This window comes from Saccharothrix texasensis (assembly GCF_003752005.1).
GTDB lineage: Bacteria > Actinomycetota > Actinomycetes > Mycobacteriales > Pseudonocardiaceae > Actinosynnema > Actinosynnema texasense.
In genome coordinates this window covers 3,042,981-3,062,343 of sequence record NZ_RJKM01000001.1, presented here as the reverse complement: position 1 = coordinate 3,062,343, position 19,363 = coordinate 3,042,981, and the positions used below count along the sequence as shown (strand labels likewise).

The following is a 19,363-nucleotide window of genomic DNA, read 5'->3' as shown; positions in this document are numbered from 1 at the left end:
CGGCGCCCCGTGCCGGCTCAGCGGGCGTCGGCGGTGACCAGCAGCCGGAGGTGCGCGCCGAGCCAGGTGGCCGCGGACGGGTCGTCGGCGAACGCGGTCACGTGGGCCGCCGCCGTGCGCAGGCCCGTGCCGCGCAGGTGGTCGCCCAGCTCGCGCAGGCGGGCGAGCAGGCCGTCCGTCAGGTGCTCCAGACCGCGATGCGCGGCCTCGGCCAACACGGTCAACGCGCTGTCCACGGTCGCGCTCAACGGATCCACCGCCGTGACGCCCAGCGGCAGCGGTTGCGGCGCGGTGTCCGTCGCCAGGTCCGGGACGACCACGCCGGCCCGGGTGCGGACGGCCAGCGGGTCGACGACCAGGGTGCCGCGGTGGCGGCGGACGGAGCCGGTGACCGCCGTCGGGTCGACGTGCAGCGCCGCGGCCAGCGCGTCGAGCGACCGCGGCGCCACGGCGCGGTGCGTGGCCTCCAGGACGCACGAGGCGCCGGTGGGGTCGTGCAGCGTGGCGGTGAGGCGTTGCGCGGCCGGGTCGTAGGCCAGGTCGGACACCGCGGCGACGCGGACCACGCGGACCAGTTCCGCCTCGACCCTCGCGCGGACCTGCCGCGGCGGCAGCTCGGCCAGCCGTGCCGCGGCCGTGGCGCAGTCGTCGACCACCAAGGCCCGCGGCAGGTCGTCCCAGGACGTGCCGACCGGGGTGAGGGAGGTCTTGGCGACCCGGCCGGTCTTCAACGTCACCGCGCGGCTCGCGCTGCGCGTCGCCGACTCGGAGACCACGTTCGACGCGGCCAGGAGCCGGCCCGCGCGCAGGGGGGTGGCCCGCTGCACCAGCACCACGTCACCCGAGGCGAAGTAGACGTCCGCCGCGGACTCGGAGCGCAGCCGGGCGCCCAGCGCCGTCAGCCGGACCCGGCGCAACGGCGTCTCGGCGGGCTCGTCCGGACCGAGGACCTCGGCGCGCGGACCGTTCGCGGTGCTCCGCGCGTGCAGCTCGGTGAGCAGGGCGGCGAACCGCTCCGCCCGGTAGTCGGCGGTGCGCCCGCGGTACGCGGCGAGCTGGTCGAGCAGCTCGGCGATCACCGCGGCCGGCCAGTGCAGGCGCTGGGCCGTCAGGTCGCGGTGCAGGCGTCGCCACGCCACGTCCAGCACCTCGCTCGCGTTCGCGGCGCCGTCGAGCAGCAGCTGGTCGAGCAGGTCCGTCACCGCGGTCAGGTCCGTCGCGGTGGTGGGGGAGCCGCCCACGTCGACGACGTCGACGCCCCGCGCGTCGGCCTCGCGGAACGCCCACACCGCCAGCGCCGTCGCCTCGTCGCGGTTGACCGCGTCCGTGTGGACGTAGGACAGGTCGTCGGGCACGAGGAACGTCACCGTGCAGGTGGGCAGCTCGGCCTGCGCCGTCGCGTCCTCCGCGGTGGGGCGGCGCAGCTTGGCGCGGTAGCCGGCCTGGAGGACCCGGCGGGCACGGCGCAGCGTGCGTTCGCCCATCAGCCCCGCCAGGTCGTCGTCCGTCACCGCGCCCGGCGACCACGGCGCGGCGGGCGCGCTGCTCTCCCGGGTGCGCTGGTACGCCAGGACGACCGCGATGCGGTGCCGGCACACGCCCGCCGCGCCGCAGCCGCACCCCGCCGCGTCGAGGGAGGCGCCGAGCGGCAGCGTGGTCGTGGTGCCGTCCGGGAACCTGCCCCGCACGGCGCCGTCCGGGTCGGTCTCGAGCACCGGGACGACGCCCGCGTCCAAGTCCTTCACGGCACGCTTCACCAGGCCGCGGTTGGCCAGCGCCGCGAGCGCGTCCGGGGTCAGCGCCAGCAGGTCGGGTCTGGTCATCCGAGCTTCTCCGCGACGAACTCCGCGAGCTGACCCGGGGTCATCGCGCCGACGTGGGCGCCGACGTTCGCCAGGCGCTGGGCCAGCGCGCGGTCGTAGGCCGGGTTCGCCTCGTCGTCCAACGCGGCCAGGCACAGCACGTGCGTGCCCTGCTCGCACAGGCCCTTGACGGCGCGGACGAGGTCCGATTCGCTGCCGCCCTCGTAGAAGTCGCTGATGAGCACCACGATCGACCGGCGCGGGCTGTCCACCAGGCCCGCCCCGTACGCCACGGCCTTGGCGATGTGCGTGCCGCCGCCCAGCTGCACCTTCATCAGCAGCTCGACCGGGTCCGTGACGTCCGAGGTCAGGTCGACCACGTCGGTGTCGAAGGCGACGAGGTGCGTCTTGATCCCCGGCAGCCCCCACAGGCAGGCCGCGGTGACCGCCGAGTGGATCACCGAGCTGGTCATCGACCCCGACTGGTCCACGAGCAGGACCACCTGCCACGGCTCCAGGTGCCGCTTGGCGCGCGAGACGAACTTCGGGTGCTCGATCGCGAGCTTGCGCTCGGCGGGCTGGTAGCGCCGCAGGTTCGCCCTGATCGTGGCGCGGAAGTCGAAGTTGCGGGAGTTGCGGTGGATGCTCGGCCGGCGCGACCTGGCGCCGCTGAACGCCGTGCGCACCTCGGTCCTCAGCTTCGCCACCAGCTGCTCGACCACCGCCTCGACGATCTTGCGCGCCATCGCCAGCACGGCGGGGTTCATCAGGTGCTTGGTCCGCAGCACGGCGCGCAGCAGCGCCGGGTTCGGCTCGATCCGCCGCAGCACCTCGGGGTCGGTGACCACGTCGGTGATCTCGTACCGCTCGACCGCGTCGCGCTCCAGGCGTTCGATCGTCTCCCTCGGGAACAGGCTGTGCACCTCGTCGAGCCAGTCGACGGTCCGCAGCACCGCGTCCCCGCTGCCACCCTGGCGCACACCGCGGTCGGCGAGGTCGGGATCGCGCCCGTAGAGCCACTGGAGCGCCGCGTCCCGGCGCGCGTCCTCGTCCCGCAGGCCGCCGGTGCGGCGCGCCGCGGGTTCGCCGAGGATCAGCCGCCACCGTTCCAGGTCCGTCATGCCAGGCCGCCCTTCGCCAGCACCGCGTCCACGCGCTTCTCCACCGCCATCGCCTCGGCCACGACCACCGGGTCGACCTGGAGGCGGGTGACGTCCCCGGCGCTGCCCGCGACGCCGCGATGGGCGAGCACCGCGGTCGCGATGGCCTCCCGCTCGCCGGGCGGGAAGTAGCTGAAGGCGAGCCGCAACGCGGGCAGCGCCACCAGGAACTCCTCCTCCGTCATCGCGCTGACCAGCTCGTCGAGCACCCCGACCAGGTCCTGGCTCGCCAGGACCTCCTCCCGGGCGACCGCGAACAGCCCGGCCAGCCAGTCGCCGAGCGCCTCGACGCCGCGCACCTTCCGCACGTCCGGCTTGGCGCCGAGCGCCCAGGCGAGACCGAGCGCCGCGCCGCGCAGGTCCGGCGGCGCCTGCCCGTCGTCGCTCACCCGGGTCGCCACGCCCGTGACGTCCGCCGCGTCCAGCGACAGCACGGCCTTGGCGTGCCGCACGGCGTCCCGCGTGGCCGCCATCGCCCGGAGGCGGTGCGGGTCGGCCGGCGCCGGTCCGCCGTGCAGGCCCTCGACCAGCCACAGCACCCTCGCCGTGCCCGTGTCGATCACCGCGCCGAGCAGCGGGTCCTGCTGGACGCCGAACAACCGGTCGTGCCGCCACAGCCCGATGACGCCGCTCAGCACGTGGCCCAGCGCCGCGAGGTCGCCCGTCTCCCGGACGCCCTCGTTGAGCGCTTCCTCGACGTGACCGGACAACGTGGAGATCCCGCACAGCACCGCGTCGAAGAGGACGGCGGCCAGCTGCTCGAGCCCCGCGTGCCGCGACCGGCGGGTCAGCACCGCCCCGGCGGCTTCCTCCAGGGTGGCGCCGTGCTCGGCGGCCTCGATCAGCGCCGTCAGCCGCCCCTCGACCGGCGTGAGCGTCCACCGCTCGTCCAACCGGGGCTCGGCGCCCTCGGCCGGCCCGCTCGTGCGCTCGAAGCCGGGGATGCGCAGGACCCGCAAGCGGTGCAGGACCCGGCTCCGCGTCAACGCCCTCGCGTCGGTGAGGTCGAGCGCGACCTCGCCCTCCCGGTCGAGCTCGTGGGTTCGCAGCAGCTCCCGCACCGCCTCGACCAGCGGCGGCGCGGGCGTGTCCGGGTGCAGCCGCCCGACCTTGTCGCCCCGCAGCGCCGCGACCATTTCGACCAGCGCCGGGTGCGCGCCGGGCCGCAGCGTGCCGCGTCGCGTCCACGGCGGCGGCTGCGACAGGTCCTCGGAGATCAACGCGCTGGTCAGCCCGTCCAGCACGTCGGTGCGCGCCGGGTGCTCGTGCCCGCGCAACCGGGCCAGGGCGCCGGCCTGGGTGCGCGCCGCGATGAGGTCCGCCGTCGACACCGGCTGCCCCCTGCGGCGCAGCCGCGTCGCCACCGACTCGACGAGCCAGTCCGCCGCGCGCCGCGCCCCGGTCTCCCACACCTGCTGGTAGTAGCCCGGCGACGGCATGCCCGACTGGTAGCCGGTGAACGCGTCCAGGCGCGCGTGCGAGTACGGGACGAGGTAGCTGGCGCCGCGGTCCCGTTCCGGCACCTCCGGCCACTCGGCGTCGCCGTCGAGCTTGGCCTTGAGGGCGGCCGTGTGGAAGCCGCCGGTGACCACGACGACGGGCCGGTCCCCGGCGGCCCTGACCGCCGCGCGGACCCAGCGCGCCATGTACTCCTCGCGCGCCGAGTCGCCCTCGTCCGCGTCGACCGTGCCGCGCAGCAGGTCGAAGTACTCGGCCAGGCCCTCCGGCTCGGCCGCGCCCTCGAACAGGTGGTCCCACAGGACGTCCACGTTGTCGACCGCGAACTCGCGGCACAACCGCTCGACCACCTCGGCGTACCGCAGCTCCGCGTCGGCGTACCTGTTGCCGACGGCGTGGAACGCCTCGTGCCACGCGGGCAGGTCGATGAACCTGACCTGCGCCCCGCAGCGGCGCGCTCCGGTGATCGCGACCCACTCGGGCGAGTAGTCGCAGAACGGCGACCACGACGCGTGCTCGTCGGAGTAGCTGAACAGCGCGACGGGCAGCTCGTGCCCCAGCAGCAGCTCGTCCAGGCGCCCGTTGAAGTCGGCGGGACCTTCGACCAGCACGTACGCGGGCCGCTGCGCCTCGATGGTGGCGGCGACCAGCCGGGCACAGGCGGGACTGTGGTGCCGGACGCCGACGAACACGGCGCCCATCAGCCGGGCAGCAGGTGCCGCGCCCGGTGCAGCTCCTGCCACTGCTCGCCCTTGCGCCGGGGAGCGTGCTGCTCCAGGTACCGCCGCAGCCGCGCCAGGTCCTCCGCGTTGTCCTTCGCCGCGGTGCCCGCCAGGCACTCGACGACGTCCGCGGCCGAACCCGCCTCGCCGCGCAGGAACCAGCCCCGCACCCCCACCGCGTGCGCCACCGACACCGCTTCGGCCGTGCTCATCACGGTCGTGAGCCGGTCGCTGCCCTCGCGCAGGTCGCGGAAGGCGCGCACGAGGACTTCCAGCACGTCCCGCTTCGGCGCCGGCGGCACCCCGGACCTCGCCAGCAGCTTCGCCGCCTCCTGCTCGACCAGCGCCAGCTCGGTGTCGAAGTCGGCGATCGGGAACACCGTCTCGAAGTTGAACCGGCGCTTCAGCGCCGCGCTCATCTCGTTGACGCCCCGGTCCCGGGTGTTGGCCGTGGCGATCACGTTGAACCCGTCCTGCGCGAACACCATGCCGTCCGGGCCGTCCAGCTCGCCGATCGCCATCACGCGGTCGGACAGCATCGACAGCATGCAGTCCTGCACCTCGAGCGGGCAGCGGGTGATCTCCTCGAACCGCACGACCTTGCCCTCGGTCATGCCCCGCAGCATCGGCGCCGGCACGAGCGAGCGCGGCGACGGCCCCTCGGCCACCAGCAGCGCGTAGTTCCACGAGTACTTGATCTGGTCCTCGGTGGTGGCCGCGCCGCCCTGGATGGTCAGCGTCGACTCGCCGCACACCGCCGCCGCGATCAGCTCGGACAGCAGCGACTTCGCCGTGCCCGGTTCGCCGACGAGCATCAGGCCGCGGCTGGTGGCCAGCGTGACCAGCGCCCGGTCCACGAGGGACGGGTCGCCGACGAACTTCTTGGTGACGCCGTGCTGTTCGTCGCCCACCACGAACCGGCGCGCGGCGGCGAGGCTCAGCACCCAGCCCGGCGGCTTGGGCGCGGTGTCCGTCTCGCGCAGGCGGGCCAGCTCGTCGGCGAAGCGGACCTCGGCGGGCGGGCGCTGCGTCGTCCGGGTGCTGGTCATGACCGCAGGGCCTCCAGTTCGGCGAGGAGCTCGGAGCAGGTGATCGGGTCGATCTCGTAGGTGGTGGGCGCGTTGCCCGGGGCGGACCAGTCGCCGTGACCGCTGGGCGAGAACCACACGTCGCGGAAGCCGACCTCGGGGAAGACGTCCATGGCGCCCACCGCGATGCCCGGGTCCAGCGAGGCGACGAGGGCGCCGCCGGCCGGGAACGGCCGGGTGATCCAGCACTCGACGCCCGCGTCCTGCGGCGTGCCGCGGACCCAGCCCTTCTTGGTCAGGCCGAGGATCTTGCCGATCGGGTACGGGGTGGCGCAGTACTCCTTGAGCCGGGGGAGGAGCCCGTCGGCCGACTCCAGCAGGTGGACCGGGCGGCCCAGCTGCGGGAACGGCTGGAGGATCTCGTAGTCGGCGAAGACCTCGCCCCACACCGCCGCCGTGTCCCGCAGGTCGACCGGGTGCGCGACCCGGACGGTGGCGTCGTCGGGCAGGGCGAACTCGTCGTCCGCCGAGTCGGCGAGCGTGCGGTCCTCGGCCAGGCGGAACGACACGCCCTCGTCGGTGATCCACACGAGCCGGCGGACCAGGTGCCACAGCAGCGGGTGCGCGGCGAGCACCGCCCGGAACTCCTCGGCGGTCCACGTGCGCTGGTCGACCATCGCCCGTTCCAGGCGCTGGATCTGGTCCGACGCGATCGTGCGGACGTCCTTCTTCAGCGCCGCGAACCGCTTGTGCTCCAGCGGGGCGAGGTCCTGGTCGTCCTTCGCGCCGGGCTTGGGCAGGTCCTTGCGGCGCTTGCCGTCCGGGTCCAGCACGTAGGGCTTGAGCTGCTCGTCGAAGCCGACGGTGAACCGGCGCGGGCCGTAGTCGACCACCAGGCTCGCGGCGTCGTCGAGGCCGAGGCGGGGCACCAGCCGGTCCGCCAGCTGGTCGCGGGACAGGCCCAGCTCGGCCGCGATCCGGGACACCTTCTCCTGGGCCTTCAGCTTGAGCCCCCGGAACTTCGCCTTCTCGGCGATGCCGTTGAGGTGGGACAGGGCCACCTCGGTGCCGATGTCGGCCAGCACGTCCAGCCCCGTCACGGCCCTGGCGTGCTGACTCTCACCCGGCCAGGCCCGGATCAGCGGCGACAGCGCGCGGACCGTGGAGTCGTCGCCGAACCAGCCGAGCGCGGTCAGCGCCCAGCTGTCCTTCGACGGCGCGCCCGCCTCGTGCCAGCGCAGGTGCACCGCCCACGCGAACTCCGCCAGCGACGCCCGGTCGAGCGCCTCGCGGACCACCGGCAGACCGGCGTAGACGTCGTTCGGCTTGGACAGCGCGGCCATGATCAGCAGGTTCTTCGCGGCGGCCGGGGACAGCCCCTGCCTGCGGTCGCGCAGCAGCACCCGGGGCAGCAGCCGGGTGTCCGCCCACTCGGCGATCACCGGCAGCTTGGCCGGGAGCACGTCGACCGGGTCGACGGCCAGGAACGTCCGCAGGGCCGCGCCGGCGTCGGCGGTCGGGGCGAGCGCCGCCACGTCCACCCCCACGGCGTGCAGGTGGCGCAGCGCGGTCTCCGCGTTGCGGCGCCCGGCGCCCGGCTTGCCCAGCGCGGCGGGGATCAGGAAGCGGGCGGCCGTCTCCCGGTGCCGGGCCAGCCACTCCAGCGCGACCCCGCGCACCTGCTTGAGCCGCACCAGCCAGTCCGCCATCAGCGCGGCCACCTCGGGCGTGGCGAACGGCAGCACGACCACCGCGGCGCCCGAGTTGCCCCGCACGACCCGCACCAGCGCGGGCAGCGCGTCGAAGCCGAACTTCGCGGCCAGTCGCTTGCCCGCGGACTCGGCGTTCCAGTCCAGGTTCGGTTCCCAGTCCGCGAGCAGGGGCCGCACCTCGGCCTCGGGCGCGCTGATGAGCAGGTCGATCATGCGGTAGCCGATGCGGCCCGCGTGGTACTCCGCCAGCCAGTGCCGCCAGTTCTGCCGGCGTTGGGCGTCCCAGTGGCCGTCGGTCAGCCACTGCTCGCGCTCACCCGGCCGCCACACCACCGACGGGTCGGGCACCGGGAGGTCCGGCACCACCACGGGCGCCACCGGCGGCTTGCGGCGCAGCCACGGCGGTGAGGCCAGCAGCGGGGGCAGATCCGCCTCGGGCGCCTCCGGCACGGCGGTGAGCTCGACCGCGGTGAAGCCCTCGGGCTTGGCCAGGTGCGAGTGGGTCATGAGGTGCACGCTGAGCAGTTGGCGCACCTCGGCGTTCCCGGGTTCCCGCGCCGCCAGCAGCCGGGCCGCCCGGGCGGGGAAGGCCGACATCGCGGCCAGCAGCGCCGGTCGCACGTGCTGGGTGTCGAGCCGGTCGAGCAGGACGGTGAACGCCTCGTCGGTGGGCAGTGCCGCGAGGATCTTCAGCACCAGCTTGCGGCGCTCCGCGCGCTGGTCCTGGTGGTCGAGCGCCGCCGCGAGCAGCGGCGCGACCGCCGGGCCGAGCACGTAGAGCGCCGTGTGCAGCAGGAACGCCCCGTCGTTGAGCGACACCTGCGCTTGCTCGAACTGCTCGGGGGTGTTGGCGGTGCACGGGAGCATCCACCACCGCGGCGAGCGCTGCGGCACCCGGCACGCCTCGTCGAACCAGTCGGCCCGTTCGGGCATCAGGTACGCGCGGACCACGGTGTGGGCGCGCTGCCGGGCCAGCACCGCTTCCGCCGCTTCGCGTTCGGTCTCGTCCGCGACCGCGATGGCGTACCGGACCGTCGTGAGCAGCAGGCCCGTCGAGTCGCCGGGGTTGATGTTCGTGGCGTTGTGGCGGTGCAGGTGCACGCCGGTCCAGTCCTGCTCGCGGGGACGCCACCGCCGGGAGCAGTCGATCGACAAGGACTCGATCACCGCCTCCACCGCGAACGCCAACCCGTGGTCGACGAGCCAGGCGTGGAAGCACGGGACGAGGTGCTTCGTCACGATCGCGACGGCCGCCGCGCCGACGGGGTCGGGCCGCCCGGCGAGGTGCTCCCGCACGGCCCGGACGAGCTCCGGATCGGACTCCGGCGCGGACAGCACCCGGTCGAGGGTGGCCTGGTCGACCGCGCCACGCCCTCGCGCCGCCGACCCGGCGTCGACGGCGAACACCGGCGCCGGGTGGAACCCGCGCTGCCGCACCACTTCGCGCAGCCAGGCCTTGGGCATGACCCAGGTGTCCTCGTCGACGACGGCGGGGGCGGCGGGTTCGGCGGCGGCCGACCCGGTCGGCTGGGAGGCGGGTGTGGTGGCGGGCAGGGCAGCCGACGAAGAGGTCGGCGCGGCGGCTGCGGGGGAGGGGCTCGCCGGCCGGTCGGCGGCGGTCGGGTCGGTGGTGGTCGTGCCCGGCTCCCGCGCGACCCCGGGCGAGCCGGTGGCCCGGTAGCCCTTCTTCTCCTTCTCCGCCACCAGTTTCGCGACGTGCGCCTCGGCCGCCTCGGCGGACGCGAGGTCCTTGGTCTGGGTCTGGCCGTTGGCGCCCAGCCGTCCGAACCGGACGGTCACCGTGACACCGGCCCGGTCGACCTCCCAGAACTTGGCCGAACCGCCCGAGACGAGCTCCCACCTGCGCACCACGAGAATCCCCTGAACCCGAGCCGGAAACCTGATGTCCGGGGACTGTACCCAGGGGGTCCGACAATCCGGCCCCGTCGCCGTGCGAGGACGGCGGCCTCAGCCGACCGGTCGGGCCGCGAGGCCGTCCAGCACGATGCCGAGGTGCCGGTCGAACCGCCGGTCGCCGTCGTCGAGCAGCCGCCCGGCTTCCTTGACCAGCGCCGCGCCGTCGCCCAGCCAGTCCTCGCGCCGGGCGAGCGAGTGCCTCGTCGGATCGGTCTCGGCGGCCTGGCGCCGTTCCTGCTCCTCGATGACGAAACCGACGACGAACGCCGTGACCAGGTCGACGGCGTCGTCGGCGTCGGCGGGCGTCCAGCCGGCCGCCGCCCACCGCTCGAACCACGGCTCCTTCAAGCGGACCACGTCGGGGTCGGTGAGCCGCGTGCCGCTGAACGTGCGGGCGCCGTCGCGGTGCAGCAGGTACTCGGCGCGCAGGACGCGGGCGTAGGCGGCGAGGTCGTCGCGCCACCCGGCGCCGGGCGGGATCGCCGCGAGGGCGCCGGTGACGCGGCGCATGACCTCGGTGGCCATCTCGTCGAGCAGTTCCTGCTTGTCGCGCACGTGCCAGTACAGGGCGGGCGCGCGGACGTCGAGCCGGGTGGCGAGCGCGCGGACGGTGAGGCCGTCGATCCCCTTGTCGTCGAGCAGTTCGAGCGCCGCCGCCACGATCCGCTGCCGGGTGATGCCCTTGGTCATGGTTGACAGCTTAACGATGTTCAGGAAGCCTGGAGGCCTCACTGAACTTAGTTAAGGAGAGGTCGATGCGCGCCGCGATCGTCACGAACCCCGATGCCCCACCCGTCTGCGAGGACGTCCCCGAGCCGGAGGTCCCGCCCGGCCGCGAACCGTTGCACCTGGTCGGAGCGGGTCTGCACAACATCGTGCGCGGGCTGGCCTCCGGACGGCACTACCACGGCCGGGCGGCCTACCCGCTGGTGCCGGGGATCGACGCGGTCGCCCGCACCGGTGACGGGCGCCTGGTCTACACCGGCTACGCGCGGCCGCCGTTCGGGACGATGGCCGAACGGCTGCTCGCCCCGCACCAGGTGGAGGTCCCGGCGGGGGCGGACCCGCTGGCCATCGCCGCCGGCATGAACCCCGGCCTCTCGGGCTGGATGGTGCTCACCTCGCGCCGCCGCGAGGTGGGCGCGCTGGGCACCGTGCTGGTGCTGGGCGCGACCGGGATGTCGGGCGGCCTCGCCGTGCAGGGCGCGTTGGCGCTCGGGGCGGAACGGGTCGTCGCCGCCGGGCGCGACCCGGAGTCGCTGGAGCGGTTGCGCGGTGTGGGAGCGACGACGGTGTCGCTGGCCCAGGACGGGCCGGACGCCCTGGAGGAGGCCTTGGCCGGTGCGCTCGCCGACAGGTCGCCCGGTCTCGTGCTGGACTACCTGTGGGGCCCGGTCGCCGAGGCCGCCTTCGCCGCGGTGGGTCGGGGCGGCGCGGACGCCGAGGCGGACACGGCCTACGTGCAGATCGGCTCGCTCGCGGGCGCGCGGGCCTCGCTGCCCGGGGAGCTGCTGCGCAGTCGCCGGATCCGGATCAGCGGGAGCGGCGCCGGCTCGGTGTCCGTCGAGGAGATGCTCGCCGCCGCGCCCGAGGTCATGGCCCGCTTCGCCGACGGTTCCCTGAGCGTGCCCTACACCGCGTACCCGCTGAGCCGGGTCGGTGACGCGTGGGCCCACACCGGGCGCAGCCGGGCCGTCGTGGTGCCGGACTGAGCCGAGGTCCCGTGGCACCACGACCCCGCTCCGGGCGGCGCTGCCCGGAGCGCGTCGTGACGGCGTGACCTAGGGCTGTGCTCCTCCGAGGGTCGAGGGCCCCGTCACCGCGTACTCACGGCGGTGGTCGAGGCGGGAGACCGACACCACGGTGTCGCCCCGGACGACGACCTCGGCCGGCGCTTCCCGGCCCAGGAAGCGCACCAGGCTCGCGGTCAGGCCGTAGGCGCCCGCGTTGGGGATCGCCACGACGTCGCCGACCGCCAGGTCCGGCAGGGTCAGGTCGCGGCCCAGCAGGTCGCCGGGGGTGCACAGCGGTCCGGTGAGGGTGGCGACCACGGACCCGCGACCACCTCCGACGGGACGCACCGAGGCGGGCAGCAGCCTGCCCAGGCCGGACAGCCCGCCGAAGGCGTTGATGCCGGCGTCGAGCACGACGAACACCTGCCCCCGGCTGTGCTTGACGTCGAGCACCTCGGCCACGAGCGACCCGCTGCCGCCGACCAGGTGGCGGCCGGACTCGAACGCGAGCCGCGGCCGGCCCTCCCGCCAGCCCGGCAGGTGGAGGTCCAGGGCGTCCTCCAGCTCGGCGCGCAGCTTCGGGTAGGCCGGGCGTTCGCCCGGCACCCCGTAGGGCGCCGCGAAACCGCCGCCGAGGTCGAGGAACCGCAGGGGCAGGCCGGCGTCGTCGCGCAGCCGCGCGGCGACCTCGACCGTGCGGCGGAACTCGTCCACCAGGCTCTGCTCGTCCTCGGCGTTGCTGAGCGGGAAGAAGTGCGCGCCGATCACCCGCGTGCCCGGCACGTCGAGCAGGCGGGGGAGCGCGTCCGGCAGGGTCTCGGCGTCGATGCCGAACCGCGAGGGGACGCCGGTCATCCGCAGTCCGGTGGCCGAGGCCGACGCGGGGCTGTTGACGCGCAGCAGGCAGTCCACCACCACCTGGCGCCCGTCCGCCGCCGCGCCGATGCGCCGCAGGTCCGTCTCGGACTCGGCGGAGAACAGCCGCACTCCGCCGGCGACGGCTTCCGCCAGCTCGGCGCGGGTCTTGCCCGGTCCGGTGTACAGGCACGACGAGGTCGGGTAGCCGGCCGCGCGTGCGGCCGCCAGCTCACCGGTCGAGCTGATCTCGGCGCCGCACGCGCGGCCGGCGCCCTCGCGCAGTGCGCGGGCGACGTCCGGGTGCGGGTTGGCCTTGAACGCGTAGAACAGCTCGCACGGGTCCGGCAGCGCGGCGCGCAGCGCACCGTGCGCGGCGGCGACGTCGTCGAGGTCGTAGACGTAGAGGGGGGTGCCGAAACGCGCGGCCAGCGAGCGGTGGTCCGTCACGTCGGCATCCTGTCCAGGAGCAGCTCCAGCTCCGCGGTCGCGTGCTTGCCGTGCGGGGTGAGCGGGAAGTCCGCGACGCGGTGGCAGGCCGCGGGCACCTTGGCCGGTTCCAGGCGGGCCGCCAGCTCGCGGAGCACGGCCTGGGGCGCCAGGTCGCTGTCCACGAACAGGGTGAGGTCGCGGTCGGCGGTCGGGCGCAGGACGGCCGCGGCGCGGACACCGGGCACGTCCATCGCCGCCGCTTCGATCTCGACCGTGCTCATCCGGGTGCCCCGGCGCTTGAACACGGCGTCCCGGCGGCCGCCGAAGTAGAGGTACCCGTCGTCGTCGAGGTGGCCGTGGTCCCCGGTGTGCAGCCGGGGCGAGCCGGTGGCCGGGTCGCGCCGGAACGCGCGCGCGGTCAGCTCGGGCTCCCGCCAGTACCCCCGCATCAGGTGCGGTCCCTCCACGACGATCTCGCCGGTCTGCCCGGCGGGCAGCGCGACGCCGTCGGCGTCCACGACGCGCACCGCCGTCCCGGGCAGCGGCAGGCCGACCGAGTCCGGGCGCTCGCGGTCCTGCTCGGGCGGCATGATGGTGATCCGCTTGCACTCCGTCTGGCCGAACTGGCGCACCACCCGCGCCGAGGGGAAGGACTCGCGCAGCGCGTCGATCGTCGCGCGCGGCAGGACCGCGCCGGTGCTGGTGATCAGGCGCACCGGTGGCGGGGCGCCGGGGTCGCGGCCGGCGAGCGCCGTGAGCAGGGTCGCGAGCGAGGGGACCAAGGGCACCACGGTGGCGCCCACGGCGCGCATGCGCCGGATCGCGGCCAGGTCCGCGCCGTCGCCCAGCACCAGCTCGCAGCGCCCGAGGCAGCACAGCAGCGACTGGTAGAGCCCGTAGTCGAAGGACAGCGGCAGGGCCGAGTAGACGACGTCACCCGGCCGGTAGCCGAGCACCTCGTTGATGGCCGAGGCCGCGAACACCACCTGGGCGTGCGGCGACACCACGGCCTTCGGGGTGGCCGTGCTGCCCGAGGTGTAGATCAGCAGCGCGACGTCGTCCGGCGTGACGCCGCCGGGCCGGTCGGCGCGCCCGCCGGGGCGCGAGGTCCGCTCGGTCGCGCGCCGCAGCGCTCCCGTCCCGCACACCTCGGCCGACGTCAGCGGCCGCAGCCGCGCGTCGTCGTCGGCGACGACCAGCCGCGGGTCGGCGTTGTCCAGCACGGAGCGCAGGTGGAACGCCCGCATCTCGGGGTTGAGGGGCACGAAGACCGCACCGGCGCGCGAGGTCGCGTACATCAGGGCGATCAGGTGGCGTGACGGGCGCGCGTGCGCGACGACGCGATCCCCGGCCGTCACGCCCCGCTCGCGCAGCCACTCCGCCAGGACGTCGCCGACCTCCCCGAGTCGCGCGTACGTCCAGGCCCCGTCGCCGTCCCGGACGGCCGCGGCGTCCGGGGCGGCCGACACCGCCTCGTCCAGAATGGTGTGCAGCAACGTCATCCGGCATCATCCCGATCTGCGTGTGGTCGTCCGACACATCCGTGCGGCAGGGCCGCGTTCGTCGTCGTCGACCGGATCCCCCGTGCCACCAACGGGCTGAGCCGCTGCCGAGCGCGCCGGCCTGAGGGCCGCACCGGTGCGGTCGTCGGACAACCCGGCCAATCTGGCAGCACCGCGCTCGCGCACGCGTCACGTGAGGACCCTTTTCACCCGCCCGGGCCGCGCTTTCACCCCGGCAGGTAGCGGCGAGATCAGCGGCGGCCGGTGGTCAGGACGACGAGGAACTGGCCGCCGCCCGCCTCGACGCCGGCGGTCACCGGCAGGTCCGGGGTCAACCGGGAGAACCGGTCCACCAGCCACTCGGCCGCCTCCTGGGCGTCCGCCCTGGTCGGGCAGCGGGCCACCACCTCGCGGCCGCCCTTGCGCTCCAGCCGCCCGGCGACGGTGATCAGCGGCGCGGGGTCGGCCACGTGCAGGCGGTCCGGCCACGCGATGACCACCTTGACCGCGCCCTTGCGGGTGTTGCACGCGCGGTGCGCGAGCCGTTCGGCGACCTTGGCCTTCCGGTCGGCGGTCCGGCTGTCGACGCTGGGCCCTCGCGGGTCGTTCACCGACATGTCGGGGTCGACGGGCTCGTCGCACACCCAGCACCGCCAGCCGTCGCGCTCGGCGACGTCATCGAGGAGGCTCATCCGGGCAAACTAGCACCGGGGCGCGGCGGTCCGGGCGGCGCGGCGCGATCTTCTGTCCACTGTGGACGATGATCGTCCACCGCGGGACGGGGTCGCCACCGCGTTTCTGTTGCGTAGTCGAGGAACTACACGCAGTGTTCGTGGTTCGGTGTGACGAAGGCTATTTTGATTCGTTCCAGACAAGACGTCTAGGGTTGTGGGGTGACATCCGACTTCGAGGCGCAGCTGCGGTCGGTCTCGTTGCGCGTGACCCGGCCCCGGTTGGCCGTGCTCGCCGCGCTGCGCGACCACCCGCACGTCGACACCGAGACGGTGATCACGTTGGTCCGGGCCGACCACCCGACGGTGTCCCACCAGGCCGTCTACGACGTGCTGCGGGCGTTGACCGACACCGGCCTGGTGCGCCGCATCCAGCCCGCCGGCGCGACGGCCCGCTACGAGTCCCGGGTGGGCGACAACCACCACCACGTCGTGTGCCGTTCCTGCGGCGCGATCGCGGACGTCGACTGCGCGGTCGGTCACAGCCCCTGTCTCACGGCCTCGGACGACGGCGGTTACGTCGTCGACGAGGCCGAGGTCGTCTTTTGGGGCACCTGCCCCGACTGCTCGACCCGCAACACCACCGCCAATGAACCGCCCGCTGGAAGGAAGTAAATTGAGCGACCTCGGGAAGACGCCCCCCTCAAGCGCGCAGGGCGTGGACCAGAAGGCCGCGGTCGGCTGCCCGGTCGCGCACGACTCGGCGACCGCGCACGGCAGCGAGAGCGAGAACCCGGCGATCGACTCCCCGACCCCGAAGACCGGCGGGCGTCCGCGGACGAACCGCGACTGGTGGCCCAACCAGCTGGACCTCTCGGTGCTGCACGCGCACTCGTCCAAGGGCAACCCCCTGGGCGCGGACTTCAGCTACGCCGAGGAGTTCGCCAAGCTCGACGTCGAGGCCCTCAAGCGCGACATCACCGAGGTGCTCACCACCTCGCAGGACTGGTGGCCCGCCGACTTCGGCCACTACGGCGGCCTGATGATCCGGATGAGCTGGCACGCGGCCGGCACCTACCGCACCCACGACGGCCGCGGTGGCGCGGGCGACGGCGGCCAGCGGTTCGCCCCGCTCAACAGCTGGCCCGACAACGCCAACCTGGACAAGGCCCGTCGCCTGCTGTGGCCGGTCAAGCAGAAGTACGGCCAGCGGGTCTCGTGGGCCGACCTGCTCGTGCTCGCCGGCAACGTCGCCCTGGAGTCGATGGGCTTCAAGACCTTCGGCTTCGGCTTCGGCCGCGAGGACGTCTGGGAGCCGGAGGAGATCTTCTGGGGCCCGGAGGACGCGTGGCTGGGTGACGAGCGCTACGTCAGCGAGGCCGAGATGGCGCCCGAGGTCGGGGCGACCGAGATGGGCCTCATCTACGTCAACCCCGAGGGCCCCCGCGGCAACGCGGACCCCTTGGCGGCGGCGCACTTCATCCGGGAGACCTTCGGCCGGATGGCGATGAACGACGAGGAGACCGTGGCCCTCATCGCCGGCGGCCACACCTTCGGCAAGACCCACGGCGCCGGTGTCGCCGACGACCACGTGGGCGCGGAGCCCGAGGGCGCGCCGCTGGAGGCGCAGGGCCTGGGCTGGTTGAGCACCCACGGCAGCGGCAAGGGCGGCGACACGATCACCAGCGGTCTCGAGGTGACCTGGACCGACCGGCCGACGCAGTGGAGCAACCGCTTCTTCGAGATCCTCTTCGGCTACGAGTGGGAGCTCACCACGAGCCCCGGCGGCGCCAAGCAGTGGGTCGCCAAGGACGCCGAGGCGATCATCCCGGACGCCCACGACCCGTCGAAGAAGCACCTGCCGACCATGCTCACGACGGACCTGTCGCTGCGTGTGGACCCGGCGTACGAGAAGATCTCCCGCCGCTTCCTGGAGAACCCCGACGAGTTCGCGCTGGCGTTCGCCAAGGCGTGGTACAAGCTGCTGCACCGCGACATGGGCCCGGTCAGCCGCTTCCTCGGGCCGTGGGTCCCCGAGGTCCAGCTGTGGCAGGACCCGGTGCCGGCCGTCACGCACGAGCTCGTGGGCGACGCGGACGTCGACGCCCTCAAGGCGAAGATCGCCGACTCCGGCCTGAGCACCGCCCAGCTGGTCGGCACCGCCTGGGCCTCCGCGGCGAGCTTCCGGTCCACGGACAAGCGCGGCGGCGCCAACGGCGCCCGCATCCGCCTCGAACCCCAGCGCAACTGGGAGGTCAACCAGCCCGAGCAGCTCGCGAAGGTCCTGGAGACCCTCGAGGGCATCCAGCGGGAGTTCAACGCCGCGGGCGGCGCGCGGATCTCCCTCGCCGACCTGATCGTGCTGGCCGGCTCGACGGCCGTCGAGAACGCGGCGCGCGAGGCCGGCTTCGACGTGACGGTGCCGTTCCGCCCGGGCCGCACCGACGCCGACCAGGAGCAGACCGACGTCGAGTCGTTCCGCTTCCTGGAGCCGCGCGCCGACGGCTTCCGCAACTACGTGCGCGCCGGCGAGAAGCTCCAGCCGGAGGTGCTGCTGGTCGAGCGCGCCTACATGCTCGACCTGACGGCGCCGGAGATGACCGTCCTGGTCGGCGGTCTGCGCTCGCTCGAGACGAACCACAACGGCACCCGGCACGGCGTCCTCACCGACCGGCCCGGCGTGCTCACCAACGACTTCTTCACCAACCTGCTGTCGACGGGCACCCGCTGGCAGGCGTCGGAGTCCGAGGAGCACGTGTACGAGATCCGGGACGCGGCCACCGACGAGCTGAAGTGGACCGCCACCTCGGTCGACCTCGTCTTCGGCTCCAACTCCCAGCTGCGGGCCCTGGCCGAGGTCTACGCCGGCGAGGACGCCCGCGAGAAGTTCGTGGCCGACTTCGTGGCCGCCTGGACCAAGGTCATGGAGCTCGACCGGTTCGACCTCGCCTGATCCGCACCGACCGACGAGCCCGGCCGATCGGCCGGGCTCGTCGCGTGTCCGGAGCGTCAGTCGAGGCGCAGGACGGTTTCCTCGATCTCCGCCTCGCGGGCGGGCGCGTAGGACACCTCGGTGCCGACGACCGTGAAGCCGGCCCTCCGCAGGACCTTGAGGGAACCGGCGTTGTCACTGGCCGCGCGGGCGTGCAGCGGCCGGACCTCGACGGTGTCGAGGAACAGGGCCAGGGCCCGGCCGGCGATCCCCCGACCCCAGACCGAGCGGTCGAGCCAGTAGGTAATCTCGGTGTCGCCCTCCACGACGAAGCTGGAGATGCTGCCGACGAGCCGCCCGTCGAGGGTCACCGCGCGCAGCGTGGTGTCGTGGGCGGCCCTGATCTTCGCCAGGTGGAGGTCGAACGCCTCGCGGTCGTCGGGGTCCTCGGCGGTGAAGGCGGCCATCCGGACCGACTCCGGGTCGCGCATCTGCTCGAACAACGCGTCGAGGTCCGCATCCCCGACCGGCCGCAACGCCACCTCTGCCACTGGCTCTTCCTCCTCTGTCGTGAACCGCCCGGGTCCGCGCCGGGGACCGTAGCAGCGGCCCCCGACAACCCGGGGTCGACGCTTCGACGGCGGTCGAACCCGGCGGCCGGAACGGGGAACAAGTGCTGAGGGCGACGCGTTGACCGCACCGTGCGACTAGACGTGTGGTCTGACGTGGTGTGCCCGTGGTGCTACATCGGGAAGCGGAAGCTGGAACGGGCGTTGGACCGGTGGGACGGTGAGCCGGTGGAGGTCGTGTGGCGGCCGTTCGAGCTGAACCCGCAGCTCAAGAGCACGGGTGCGGCCGTGCGCGAGGTGCTGGCGGGCAAGCTCGGCAGCGAGGCCGTCGCGGAGCAGGCGATGCACCGCTCGACGACGGCGGCGGAGTCCGAGGGCTTGCGCTACGAGATGTCGAAGGCGATCGCCGCCAACACCTTCGACGCCCACCGGCTCGTGTCGCTGGCCCGTGAGCAGGGCGTGCAGCACGAGGTCAAGGAGCGCTTCTTCCGCGCCCACTTCGTCGAGGGCGAGAACCTGGGCGACCCCGAGACCCTCGTCCGCCTCGCCGGGCAGACCGGTCTGACCGGCGCCGCCGACGCCTTGGTCGACGACGCCCTGGCCGCCCGCCTCCGCGACGAGCTGGCCGAAGGCGTGGCCATCGGCGTCCGCTCCGTCCCGACCTACGTGGTGGGCAACCGGGGTGTGGCCGGCGCCCAGGACCCGGACGTCATCCTCGACCTCCTCCGCTCCGCTCCCTGAACCCGGGTCGATCCGAACGCGGTGCCGTCCGCGGCGGTCCGAGCCGCCGTCGCGGACGGCCGCGGCCCGCACGGCCGCGGCCGGCTCCGGCGGCACCGTGGTGGTGGAGCCGACCCACCCGACGTTGGT

At 74.2% G+C, this 19,363-nt stretch carries 14 protein-coding genes; 4 read left to right on the top strand and 10 right to left on the bottom strand.

Annotated elements, in window-relative coordinates; all coding sequences use genetic code 11:
- Positions 1–17: 17 nt before the first annotated feature.
- The 6 genes from EDD40_RS12215 to EDD40_RS12190 all read right to left on the bottom strand — a co-directional run bounded on the left by EDD40_RS12215 (position 18) and on the right by EDD40_RS12190 (position 10,489).
- A complete protein-coding gene (locus EDD40_RS12215; protein ID WP_123743009.1) occupies positions 18–1,823 on the bottom strand; it encodes a hypothetical protein in 1,806 nt (601 codons plus the stop codon).
- Positions 1,820–2,923, bottom strand: coding sequence for a VWA domain-containing protein (locus EDD40_RS12210; RefSeq protein ID WP_123743008.1), 1,104 nt, complete (start codon positions 2,921–2,923; stop codon positions 1,820–1,822). The genes EDD40_RS12215 and EDD40_RS12210 overlap by 4 nt, the downstream gene beginning before the upstream one ends.
- Positions 2,920–5,121 (bottom strand): DUF5682 family protein, encoded by a 2,202-nt coding sequence (locus tag EDD40_RS12205; RefSeq protein WP_123743007.1) that lies wholly within the window; start codon positions 5,119–5,121, stop codon positions 2,920–2,922. The genes EDD40_RS12210 and EDD40_RS12205 overlap by 4 nt, the downstream gene beginning before the upstream one ends.
- A complete protein-coding gene (locus EDD40_RS12200; protein ID WP_123743006.1) occupies positions 5,121–6,191 on the bottom strand; it encodes an ATP-binding protein in 1,071 nt (356 codons plus the stop codon). The genes EDD40_RS12205 and EDD40_RS12200 overlap by 1 nt, the downstream gene beginning before the upstream one ends.
- Positions 6,188–9,751 (bottom strand): DUF4132 domain-containing protein, encoded by a 3,564-nt coding sequence (locus EDD40_RS44345; RefSeq protein WP_148088768.1) that lies wholly within the window; start codon positions 9,749–9,751, stop codon positions 6,188–6,190. Before EDD40_RS44345 ends, EDD40_RS12200 begins: the two co-directional genes overlap by 4 nt.
- Positions 9,752–9,850: 99 nt before the next feature.
- On the bottom strand, positions 9,851–10,489 hold the full coding sequence (locus tag EDD40_RS12190) for a TetR/AcrR family transcriptional regulator C-terminal domain-containing protein (RefSeq protein WP_123743004.1): 639 nt from the start codon (positions 10,487–10,489) through the stop codon (positions 9,851–9,853).
- A gap of 65 nt (positions 10,490–10,554) precedes the next feature.
- Here EDD40_RS12190 and EDD40_RS12185 point away from each other — a divergent pair, with 65 nt between their 5' ends.
- Positions 10,555–11,511 (top strand): quinone oxidoreductase family protein, encoded by a 957-nt coding sequence (locus EDD40_RS12185; protein ID WP_170185039.1) that lies wholly within the window; start codon positions 10,555–10,557, stop codon positions 11,509–11,511.
- Positions 11,512–11,580: 69 nt separating this feature from the next.
- On the opposite strand, the gene EDD40_RS12180 is transcribed toward EDD40_RS12185, so the two are convergent.
- From EDD40_RS12180 to EDD40_RS12170, 3 genes are all read right to left on the bottom strand, one after another.
- Positions 11,581–12,837 (bottom strand): alanine racemase, encoded by a 1,257-nt coding sequence (locus tag EDD40_RS12180; protein WP_123743003.1) that lies wholly within the window; start codon positions 12,835–12,837, stop codon positions 11,581–11,583.
- Positions 12,834–14,321, bottom strand: coding sequence for an AMP-binding protein (locus EDD40_RS12175; RefSeq protein ID WP_123743002.1), 1,488 nt, complete (start codon positions 14,319–14,321; stop codon positions 12,834–12,836). The genes EDD40_RS12180 and EDD40_RS12175 overlap by 4 nt, the downstream gene beginning before the upstream one ends.
- Before the next feature lie 251 nt (positions 14,322–14,572).
- Complete coding sequence (locus EDD40_RS12170) at positions 14,573–15,013, bottom strand: hypothetical protein (protein WP_123743001.1); 441 nt, start codon at positions 15,011–15,013, stop codon at positions 14,573–14,575.
- A 201-nt stretch (positions 15,014–15,214) separates the two neighbouring features.
- Between EDD40_RS12170 and EDD40_RS12165 the strand changes: the two genes are divergently transcribed.
- Entirely contained in the window at positions 15,215–15,667 is a 453-nt protein-coding gene (locus EDD40_RS12165) for a Fur family transcriptional regulator (protein ID WP_123743000.1), read from the top strand.
- Complete coding sequence (gene katG / locus EDD40_RS12160; RefSeq protein WP_123742999.1) at positions 15,642–17,945, top strand: catalase/peroxidase HPI; 2,304 nt, start codon at positions 15,642–15,644, stop codon at positions 17,943–17,945. The genes EDD40_RS12165 and katG overlap by 26 nt, the downstream gene beginning before the upstream one ends.
- A gap of 56 nt (positions 17,946–18,001) precedes the next feature.
- Here the strand turns inward: katG and EDD40_RS12155 are convergent, their stop codons facing one another.
- Complete coding sequence (locus EDD40_RS12155; protein WP_123742998.1) at positions 18,002–18,475, bottom strand: GNAT family N-acetyltransferase; 474 nt, start codon at positions 18,473–18,475, stop codon at positions 18,002–18,004.
- Between the two features lie 162 nt (positions 18,476–18,637).
- Here EDD40_RS12155 and EDD40_RS12150 point away from each other — a divergent pair, with 162 nt between their 5' ends.
- Positions 18,638–19,234 carry a DsbA family oxidoreductase gene (locus EDD40_RS12150; RefSeq protein WP_170185038.1) on the top strand — a complete coding sequence of 199 codons (597 nt, stop codon included), beginning with the start codon at positions 18,638–18,640 and terminating at the stop codon, positions 19,232–19,234.
- Positions 19,235–19,363: the final 129 nt, after the last annotated feature.